10 protein-coding genes are annotated in these 9,109 nt (G+C 45.1%); 4 read left to right on the forward strand and 6 right to left on the reverse strand.

Features of this window, described 5'->3' with window-relative positions; genetic code table 11:
* Positions 1-78: 78 nt before the first annotated feature.
* Positions 79-849, reverse strand: a complete 771-nt coding sequence (tpiA, locus tag R7E51_RS14085; RefSeq protein WP_005384863.1) for a triose-phosphate isomerase — start codon at positions 847-849, stop codon at positions 79-81.
* Between the two features lie 269 nt (positions 850-1,118).
* Here tpiA and R7E51_RS14090 point away from each other — a divergent pair, with 269 nt between their 5' ends.
* The 3 genes from R7E51_RS14090 to R7E51_RS14100 all read left to right on the forward strand — a co-directional run bounded on the left by R7E51_RS14090 (position 1,119) and on the right by R7E51_RS14100 (position 3,569).
* Positions 1,119-1,466 carry a 5-carboxymethyl-2-hydroxymuconate Delta-isomerase gene (locus R7E51_RS14090; protein WP_005379524.1) on the forward strand — a complete coding sequence of 116 codons (348 nt, stop codon included), beginning with the start codon at positions 1,119-1,121 and terminating at the stop codon, positions 1,464-1,466.
* Positions 1,467-1,628: 162 nt separating this feature from the next.
* Positions 1,629-2,051 carry a DUF805 domain-containing protein gene (locus R7E51_RS14095; protein ID WP_206957936.1) on the forward strand — a complete coding sequence of 141 codons (423 nt, stop codon included), beginning with the start codon at positions 1,629-1,631 and terminating at the stop codon, positions 2,049-2,051.
* A gap of 1,251 nt (positions 2,052-3,302) precedes the next feature.
* The gene (locus tag R7E51_RS14100; protein WP_374041264.1) at positions 3,303-3,569 is read left to right on the forward strand and encodes a GIY-YIG nuclease family protein; all 267 of its coding nucleotides are present in this window, start codon (positions 3,303-3,305) and stop codon (positions 3,567-3,569) included.
* On the opposite strand, the gene R7E51_RS14105 is transcribed toward R7E51_RS14100, so the two are convergent.
* From R7E51_RS14105 to glpX, 3 genes are all read right to left on the reverse strand, one after another.
* Complete coding sequence (locus R7E51_RS14105; RefSeq protein WP_005379531.1) at positions 3,563-3,913, reverse strand: DUF3135 domain-containing protein; 351 nt, start codon at positions 3,911-3,913, stop codon at positions 3,563-3,565. The two genes, R7E51_RS14100 and R7E51_RS14105, sit on opposite strands and share 7 nt — an antisense overlap.
* Positions 3,914-4,073: 160 nt before the next feature.
* The gene (locus R7E51_RS14110; RefSeq protein ID WP_005379532.1) at positions 4,074-4,694 is read right to left on the reverse strand and encodes a helix-turn-helix transcriptional regulator; all 621 of its coding nucleotides are present in this window, start codon (positions 4,692-4,694) and stop codon (positions 4,074-4,076) included.
* 385 nt (positions 4,695-5,079) lie between these two features.
* Positions 5,080-6,087 (reverse strand): class II fructose-bisphosphatase, encoded by a 1,008-nt coding sequence (gene glpX / locus R7E51_RS14115; RefSeq protein ID WP_047101877.1) that lies wholly within the window; start codon positions 6,085-6,087, stop codon positions 5,080-5,082.
* 348 nt (positions 6,088-6,435) lie between these two features.
* Here glpX and zapB point away from each other — a divergent pair, with 348 nt between their 5' ends.
* The gene (gene zapB, locus R7E51_RS14120; RefSeq protein ID WP_005379536.1) at positions 6,436-6,678 is read left to right on the forward strand and encodes a cell division protein ZapB; all 243 of its coding nucleotides are present in this window, start codon (positions 6,436-6,438) and stop codon (positions 6,676-6,678) included.
* A gap of 135 nt (positions 6,679-6,813) precedes the next feature.
* Here the strand turns inward: zapB and rraA are convergent, their stop codons facing one another.
* Together rraA and R7E51_RS14130 are read right to left on the reverse strand one after the other, a co-directional pair.
* Positions 6,814-7,320, reverse strand: a complete 507-nt coding sequence (rraA, locus tag R7E51_RS14125) for a ribonuclease E activity regulator RraA (protein ID WP_005379537.1) — start codon at positions 7,318-7,320, stop codon at positions 6,814-6,816.
* 76 nt (positions 7,321-7,396) lie between these two features.
* Positions 7,397-8,314 carry a 1,4-dihydroxy-2-naphthoate polyprenyltransferase gene (locus R7E51_RS14130; protein ID WP_104969015.1) on the reverse strand — a complete coding sequence of 306 codons (918 nt, stop codon included), beginning with the start codon at positions 8,312-8,314 and terminating at the stop codon, positions 7,397-7,399.
* Positions 8,315-9,109: the final 795 nt, after the last annotated feature.

Below are 9,109 nucleotides of genomic sequence, written 5' to 3' on the forward strand. Positions count from 1 at the left end.
TACTCCGACGGTACAACACAAACAAAAAGGGATGCATGATGCATCCCTTTGTTATTTTTACTCTCAGTAAAAACGAGATTAAGCTTTTGCTTTAGCCGCTGCTTTAGCGATTGCTGCGAAGCTTTTCGCGTCTAGAGAAGCACCGCCAACGAGAGCGCCGTCGATGTCTGGTTGTGAGAAGTAAGCTTCAGCGTTTTCTGGCTTAACAGAACCGCCGTATTGGATGATTACTTGTGCTGCAACTGCTTCGTCTTTCGCTGCGATTAGTGCGCGGATAGAAGCGTGGATGCGTTGTGCATCTTCAGCTGTTGCTGCTTTACCAGTACCGATAGCCCAGATTGGTTCGTAAGCGATGATTGCGCCGTTTAGAGCTTCAACACCGTAAGTGTCGATAACTGCGTTGATTTGACGTGCACATACTGCTTCAGTTTCGCCAGCTTCGTTTTGCGCTTCAGATTCACCGATACAGAAAACAGGTGTTAGACCGTTTTCTTTTAGGAAGTTGAATTTCTTAGCGATGAACTCGTCAGATTCGTTGTGGTATTCACGACGCTCTGAGTGACCGATGATGATGTGAGTAGCACCGAAATCTTTCAGCATTTCTGGAGACATATCGCCAGTGAACGCACCGCTGTTGTTTAGGTCAGTGTTTTGAGCACCTAGGATGATCTTGTTACCGCCTTCAGCGATTACGCGCTCTGCTAGGTCGATGTAAAGTGCTGGTGGAGCGACTGCTACGTCAACACCTTCAACGCCTTCAAGTTCAGCGTTAAGACCAGTTAGCAGCTCAGTTACCATTGCTTTGCTGCCGTTTAGTTTCCAGTTACCCATCACTACAGGACGACGCATAGGAATATCTCCCTTATCTTTAATGTAAATAGTCAATTAATGTAAAAAATCTACGTAGGAATATAACAGAATAATGTGAACAGATCATGATTGGCGTCATGTCTTGTCCGGCTTTCTTTACTGATTCGACCAAGCATCGATCCTGTTATTTTTGTCAAAAGCAACCGATTGGTGATCGCGTAGACAGAATGATAGTTCATTCCTCGGAAATTGCTGCTGAGATTGGTATTACTACGCGCTGGAATTAATTGTTGTAGAAAGGAATCAAAATGCCAAATCTCGTTTTAGAGTATTCAAACTCGGTGGAAGAACGCGTCAATGTTCAGGGGTTGCTGGAGGATTTACATAAAACGGCGTTAGAAAGTGGCCTCTTTGAACTCGCGTCAGTGAAATCTAGAACGCTCCGGTGCCACAATTGGTTAATAGGAGAGGAGGGTGATAGCCTCGACTTTATCCATATCAACTTTGATTTGTTATCTGGTCGCTCCCAAGAACAAAAGCGAGAACTGTCACGAGCCTTGATGGCGACACTTCAAGAGCAAGCCAGTCACGTGCACAGTTTAACAGTCAATATCCGAGACATAGATATAGATAGCTTCCAAAAGGTCGTGAACTAGGTTGCGCTGAATTGCCCGAGAATAGCGAGGGGTTATTGCTACGAATTCTCAGCCTGGCTCTGCTTATTGTAAGGTCGTTGTGGGCACCCAAGCTATCGGTGTCCTTTCCAAACTATATCGACTCGGCTAATCTATAACCTTTCTACTTTGGGGTAAAATTTGATGTCGACTAAAGAGTTACTGTTTTCTTTTCAAGGACGTATAAACCGTAAAACCTACTGGATTTGGAACGTCATTTACTATGTGTCCATTCTAGGCTTTGGTGCCGGTATCAGCCAACTGCTTCCTACTCTCTCCTATGTGCTTCTTCCTATTTTCTTGGTGGTTCTGTTGATCCCTGATTTGGCGATCACCACCAAGCGTTGGCACGACCGCAACAAATCGATCTATTGGCTAGCACTGAATATTCCGCTGATTATCGGACGAATTGCCACGCCAATGACCAGCCCTGCCGCGCAAGAGCCGTTGACCCCACAGATGTTCGTCGCTTCCATTTCTCTGATTTGTGGTTTATGGATTCTAATTGAATGTGGTTTCTTAAAGGGAACATCAGGACCAAATCAATATGGCCCTGAGCCGGAGTAATTGCTTCAAGTATCGTGCGTGCTGAAAGTAGATTCTTAGTCTCGCTAAGGCTCGCTAGAATGACGAGCTCTTTTTATTTAGAGGCTCTTAAACTCACCGTCACTCTAAACAGCGAGGAACGAGGTGACTCAGAATCTATCATCCGGCTGAGCAGTGGTTAGCTGAGCGGGAAAGAATAGGAGCTTGCTGATACCAGATTCTTAGTTTCGCTGCGGCTCGCTAGAATGACGGACTCTTTTGATTTAGAGGCTCTTAAAGTCATCGTCATTCTGAACAACGAGGAACGAGTGTTGTTCAGAATCTATCGTCCGATTGCGCAGTGGCCAAGGTGAGTGCGAAAGAATAGGAGCTTGCTGTTATGAGATTCTTAGTCTCGCCAAGGCTCGCTAGAATGACGCTCCCCTTTGGTTTAGAGGTTGTTAAAGTCATCGTCATTCTGAACAACGAGGAACGAGTGTGAACCAGAATCTATCGTCCGGTTGAGCAGTGGCTAAGGTGAGTGCGAAAGAATAGGTGCTTGTTGTTACCAGATTCTTAGCCTTGCTAAGGTTCGCTAGAATGACGATCCTTTTTGGTTTGGAGGCTGTTAAAGTCATCGTTATTCTGAACAGAGAGGTGCGAGTGTGGTTCAGAATCTATCATCCGATTGTACGGTGGTTTAGGTGAACGGGAAAGAATAGGAGCTTGCTGTTACGAGATTTTTAGTCTCGCTAAGGCTCGCTAGAATGACGAGCTCTTTTTATTTAGAGGCTCTTAAAGTCATCGTCATTCTGAACAACGAGGAACGAGGTGGTTCAGAATCTATTATCCGATTGTGCGGTGGTTTAGGTGAGCGGGAGAGAATAGGAGCTTGCTGTTACCAGATTCTTAGTCTCGCTGCGGCTCGCTAGAATGACGGACTCTTTTGATTTAGAGGCTGTTAAACTCACCGTCATTCTGAACTGCGAGGAATGAGCGTGGTCCAGAATCTATCGTCCGGTTGAGCAGTGGTTAAGCTGAGCGGGAAAGAATAGGAGCTTGCTGTTACGAGATTTTTAGTCTCGCTAAGGCTCGCTAGAATGACGATCCTTTTTGGTTTGGAGGCTGTTAAAGTCATCATCATTCTGAACAGCGAGGGACGAGTGTGATTCAGAATCTAGGCGCAGAGTGCTCTGAGATTGAAATAAACTGCCTGAGCTTGCGAATTACAACGGAAAAGTAACAGCGAATAATGAAGGAGAATGAATCATCGATAAGACACCTTGCGTTTATATCCTAACGTCAAATAACAACGCCGTTCTCTACATAGGTGTTACCAGTCAGCTGCCCCAAAGAATATGGCAACATAAAAATGGAGTAGTGGAAGGATTTACTAAGAAATACAACGTTCATAAGCTCGTTTGCTTTGAGCTATTCGACGATATGGCTACGGCTATAAACCGAGAAAAGCAGCTCAAGCAGTGGAAGCGTGAGTGGAAGTTAGCCTTGGTAAGAGAAACGAACCCTAACTTTCTCGATCTATCTACTGAGTATCAGTAAAAATCATCCCTATCTTTAAACGCATTTAAGCTAACCACATCCGCTTTTTGTGTCGGTGTCGCTTCCCCTTCTAGCGCTGCTTTGAACTTTACGACCTGTTTTTGCAACTCGTTCATCAATACCACATTGGTGTGATGAGGGTTTTTACACGTGCTGATGACTCTATCAATGTGGCTTTGTTGAGCCCACAATCTTTCTTTCATATCTTCTGATGCGCTTTCGATCATCTCTTTCGCCATCTCATGACGAAATTGCTCAAAAGCTTCTGGGTCTCGCTCTGCCATTTGAACCATTTCATCGAATGGAGGAAGCGTTTGGGATGGGATATGACGTAGAGTAGACATCGATGCTCTCCAAATCCTTATGGAAATTGCCTTTAGTTACTAAAAGCCTATACCACTAGAAAGAGGAGAGAGGATGAATTCTTCAGCCGTCTCACTTATAAGAGAAGCTTTCAAGCTTGAGATTGAATAAGTGCGGCATGTCGATGCTTGGTTGTGGTGGTTACTGCAGTTGTTGGATGCGGTAAACGCAGCGTCTTTGGCCACTAATGATGTGTTCGGTACGCTCTACTTTGGTGTCACGTCCAAGTAAAGACTGAAAGACACTTAATTCTGATTGGCACAAGCTTGGGCAGCGAGTTGCGGCTTTACAAATCGGACAGTGATTTTCGATCAAGATGAATCCGTTCTCATCTTTCTCGAGCTCTGCCATATAGCCTTCTTGCTCTCTTAATGTGACGAGTGTTTCTAGTTTGCTTTGCAGAGAGTCGCATTGCTCAAGATGCTGACGATAACTTTGTAACGTGAGTTTTTCCCTTTCTGATGTGACTTTTTCCAGTCCATCTTTGCCAAAGATATGTTCGACAGCTTCTATAAACTGAATAGTCAACTCACCGTGACGGTCAGCAAATTGCTCATGACCTTTTTGAGTGAGAGACCAATGACGAGCAGGGCGACCGACTTTTACTTTTACGTCATGGATAGAAAGAATGCCATCATCTTCTAAACTTTGCAGGTGCTGACGAGCCCCCATGGTTGTCATCCCTAGCTCAGAAGAGAGTTGTTTTGCAGTGACGGAGCCATCACGCTTAACGATTTGCAATATCCTATCTACGGTCTTCATATACCCACCATTTATACGTCAGTACATATTATGCGCGATAGGGTTAGTAAAGAAAAGTGTTGACTTAATTTGAGTGTGGATTTGTAGGCGCTATGTTCATATGAGTCAATATATGTCGTCATTCTGAACAGCGAGGAACGAGGTGATTCAGAATCTATCGTCCGGTTGAGTAGTGGTTGAGGTGTTCAGGAAAGAATAGGAGCTTGTTACTACTAGATTCTTAGTCTCGCTGGGGCTCGCTAGAATGACGAATTCTTTTGATTTAGGGCTAATTAAAACCACCGTCATTCTGAACAACGAGGAACGAGAGTGATTCAGAATCTACTGTCCGGCTGTGCGGAAAGAAAGGCTCAAGCTCAGACTGAGCGAGAGCCTCGAGAAATGCTTAAAGAATAATATCACGCACTTCTGGATCTTTACGATCTAGGTAGTGAGTCGACTTAATGCGACGAATAGTACGGCATCGACCACGCACGAGCAGCGTTTCTGTGGTTGCGATATTGCCTTGGCGAGAGATGCCTTCTAGCAAGTCACCTTTAGTAATGCCTGTTGCTGAAAATACCACATTGTCGCTACGAGCCATGTCTTCCATTTTGAGGACAACATTCGCTTTTACGCCCATTTCATCGCAGCGTTTTAGTTCATCTGCGCCGTAAATGCGGTTTTCTTCAGTATCGCCTTTTACCTCATGACGAGGAAGCAGGCGACCGTGCATGTCACCATCTAGCGCTCGAATTACCGCTGCTGATACAACCCCTTCTGGCGCACCGCCAATACAGTACATCATGTCCACTTCACTGTCTGGCATACAAGTTAGAATAGAGGCAGCGACGTCACCATCAGGCACCGCAAAGACACGTACGCCCATTGCTTGCATTTCTGCAATAACATTATCGTGGCGAGGTTTCGCAAGGGTAATAACGACTAGGGTATCAAGTGGCTTGTTCAGGGCTTTTGCTACGTTCTCTAGGTTTTCTTTTAACGGCTTTTCTAAGTCAATTACGCCTTTTGCACCAGGGCCAACAACCAGTTTTTCCATGTACATATCTGGCGCTTTAAGAAAGCTGCCTTTCTCACCTGCGGCAAGTACGGCTAGTGCGTTCGATTGTCCCATTGCCGTCATACGCGTTCCTTCAATCGGGTCGACTGCAATATCTACTTCATCACCACCAATACCCACTTGCTCACCAATGTACAGCATTGGCGCATCATCGATTTCACCTTCACCAATGACAATTTCACCACTGATATCTGTTTTGTTCAGTAGCGTGCGCATAACTTCAACAGCTGCGCCATCGGCTGCGTTTTTATCGCCACGGCCAAGCCATTTGTAACCAGCCAGAGCTGCACCTTCAGTCACACGGGAAAATGCCATTGCTAAATCGCGTTTCATGATGTCTCCAAGTAAGCAAGAGGGAAGAAGAATTTGCGCGGCGATTCTATCACAAGGTCGAGTAAACGTTTGCCTTTTTGCGAGGCTTTTACTTTATCTAACTTGAATTTGATCAATACTTAGGGCGATTTTCAGCGTAGCGAGACGCAAAATCCTTGCTCAAAAATGCTTCGGCGACAAGAAAAGTCAGCGTTTAGTGAGATTGCGCTGATTTTTTGACCGAATGATGCAAAATATCGAATATAGTGAGTGTTTCTCGTCGCGACGCTGAGTAGAATGAACCTTATATAGGTTAGGTGTGCATCAATCTCGCACATCGTCCCAACGGAATAACATAGGTAGGCCAAGATGTCTTTTGAAGTACTAGAACAACTAGAATCTAAAATTCAAACTGCAGTTGACACAATCACTCTTCTTCAGATGGAAGTCGAAGAGCTGAAAGAAGATAAAGCTAAACTTGCGGAAGAAGCGAACGAGCTTCGCTCTCAACGTGAAGAGCTAGAGCAAAAAGCACAACAGGCACAGCAAGAGCACGCACAATGGCAAGAGCGCATTCGTGCACTACTTGGCAAAATGGACGAAGTGGAATAATTCGGCTTCTTCATTCCAAATTAAAAACACCCGCGTTAAGCGGGTGTTTGTGTTTTAGGGAAGTAGAAAATGTTAAGACAAGGCTAGGCGCTGATAGCTAAGAGAAGACCCTATAACTTAGACACCTAAGACTCGCTATGCTTCTTCATCCAACTCTAAATCAATATTCAATGGTTCAGGCGACAGGATAATTCCGGTGCTATCGGCATAAATATAATCTTCAGGTAAGAAGCTGACGCCGCCAAAGTTGACTGGTACATCCAATTCGCCAATACCCTGGCTGGTCGCTCCAACAGGAATAGAGGCGAGGGCTTGAATGCCTAAGTTCATATCTTCAAGTTCATCTACTTCACGAACACAGCCGTAAACGACAATGCCTTCCCACTCGTTTTCTTCCGCAATGGTTGCGATTTCTGCATCGATAAGGGCTTTACGTAGGGAACCGCCACCGTCAATTAACAAAACGCGACCAAGTCCATCTTGCTCTAATGTCTCGCGGATCAACGAATTATCTTCAAAACACTTGATGGTGGTGATTTGCCCGGCAAATGAAGCGCGACCGCCAAAGTTACTGAACATTGGTTCAACCACATCTACCTGGTCGAGGTAGATATCACAGAGTGCTGAGGTATTGTATTCCATAGCGTACCTTTCTAAACAGAAATTGGTTGTCTTTGAGTATATCTAGGCATTAAGTCAATGCAATGACAATCCTTTTTTAACTTACTAGAGTTTGAGCTACCACAATTGTTGCAAACAAAACGTTGGTGACTAGAGAGCATTTCACGATGACTGGCATCATTGGTGCTATCTGAGCGGGCTTTTGTGTATGCCAAACTGCTTTACCATGATCGGCCACGAAATAAATACTAAGTAAAAATGGCAAGCTAATCCAAACGGGTTTGTCTTGAATTAACAAGTAAGCCGCAAAGGCAAGGATAGCTCCGCCAAGTAAAATAAAGTGGTACTGTTTGGCTTTACGTTGACCTAAGCGTACCGCCACCGTACGTTTACCACACTCTCGGTCGTTCTCTATATCACGCATATTGTTGATGTTGAGTACTGCAACGGCGAGTAAACCGCAGCCTAAAGCAGGTAAGAATAGCGTGGTGTCTACGTGACCGGTATGCAAGAAGTAGGTACCGGATACGCCGAGTAAACCAAAAAACAAGAACACTGATATATCGCCAAGCCCCACGTAACCGTATGGTTTGCTACCCATGGTATAAGCAATGGCTGCGAGAATGGCCAAAATTCCCAGCCCGATAAAAGTAACAATGCTTTCCAGTGAACTTAGTGAATAGAAAACTAACACCAAGCCTGAGATTGCGGTCAGAACGATGTTAAAGATAATCGCTTGTTTCATCTGTTTAGCACTTACCGCGCCAGACTGCATCGCTCGTAATGGGCCAAGGCGTTTGTCGTTATCTGTACCTTGAACGGCATCGCCGTAGTCGTTCGCAAGATTGGATAGAATTTGCAGCAACGTCGCGGTTACGAAAGCCATGATGGCAATTGTCGGTGAAAAATGACCCGCCGAGTAGGCGAGTACACTACCCGTTAAGATAGAGACTAATGCCAGAGGTAGTGTTTTTGGGCGAGCGGCTTCAAGCCAGATCTGTAAAGATTGTTTCATGGAAATTTCGTGCTAGTAACCAATGTGCCCAGTATAAGCACAAAGAGGCAGATACGCTATTGACCTAAAACAACTCAACTAGAAGTCAAAGGGCGATTCAGAATCTATCGTCCGGTTGTGCGGTGGTGAAGGCGAGTGAGGAAAGAAAGGCGTTTGCTGTTAGCAGATTCTTAGTCTCGCTTGAGCTCGCTAGAATGACGAGATCTTTTTGATTTAGGTGTTGTCAAAGTCACCGCCATTCTGAACAACGAGTGTGATTCAGAATCGATCATCCGATTGTGCGGTGGTGAAGGGGAGTGGGAAAGAATAGGCGTCTGCTGTTACCAGATTCTTAGTCTCGCTTGAGCTCGCTAGAATGACCAGGTCTTTTGATTTAGATGTTGTCAAAGTCACCGTCATTCTGAGCAACGAGGAACGAGGTGATTCAGAATCTATCATCCGATTGTGCGGTGGTGAAGGCGAGTGGGGAAAGAAAGGCGTTTGCTGTTAGCAGATTCTTAGTCTCGCTTAAGCTCGCTAGAATGACGAGCTCTTTTGATTTAGATGTTGTCTAAGTCACCGTCATTCTGAACAGCGAGGAACGAGGTGATTCAGAATCTATCGTCCCAATAGTGCCGTGGTTAAGGTGAGTTGGAAAGAATAGGCGTCTGCTGTTAGCAGATTCTTAGTCTCGCTTGAGCTCTTAGAATGACGAGATCCTTGATTTGGGTGTTGTCTAAGTCACCGTCATTCTGAACAGCGAGGAACGAATGTGATTCAGAATCGATCATCCGATTGTGCGGTGATTAAGGTGAG

The sequence above is a fragment of the Vibrio sp. Vb1166 genome (assembly GCF_033338695.1).
GTDB lineage: Bacteria > Pseudomonadota > Gammaproteobacteria > Enterobacterales > Vibrionaceae > Vibrio > Vibrio alginolyticus.

Coding starts and splice junctions, on each gene's coding strand:
- glpX (WP_047101877.1), bottom strand. CDS start 6,087: ATGAAACGCGATTTAGCAATGGCATTTTCCCGTGTGACTGAAGGTGCA.
- R7E51_RS14130 (WP_104969015.1), bottom strand. CDS start 8,314: ATGAAACAATCTTTACAGATCTGGCTTGAAGCCGCTCGCCCAAAAACA.
- zapB (WP_005379536.1), top strand. CDS start 6,436: ATGTCTTTTGAAGTACTAGAACAACTAGAATCTAAAATTCAAACTGCA.
- R7E51_RS14095 (WP_206957936.1), top strand. CDS start 1,629: ATGTCGACTAAAGAGTTACTGTTTTCTTTTCAAGGACGTATAAACCGT.
- R7E51_RS14090 (WP_005379524.1), top strand. CDS start 1,119: ATGCCAAATCTCGTTTTAGAGTATTCAAACTCGGTGGAAGAACGCGTC.
- R7E51_RS14110 (WP_005379532.1), bottom strand. CDS start 4,694: ATGAAGACCGTAGATAGGATATTGCAAATCGTTAAGCGTGATGGCTCC.
- R7E51_RS14105 (WP_005379531.1), bottom strand. CDS start 3,913: ATGTCTACTCTACGTCATATCCCATCCCAAACGCTTCCTCCATTCGAT.
- rraA (WP_005379537.1), bottom strand. CDS start 7,320: ATGGAATACAATACCTCAGCACTCTGTGATATCTACCTCGACCAGGTA.
- tpiA (WP_005384863.1), bottom strand. CDS start 849: ATGCGTCGTCCTGTAGTGATGGGTAACTGGAAACTAAACGGCAGCAAA.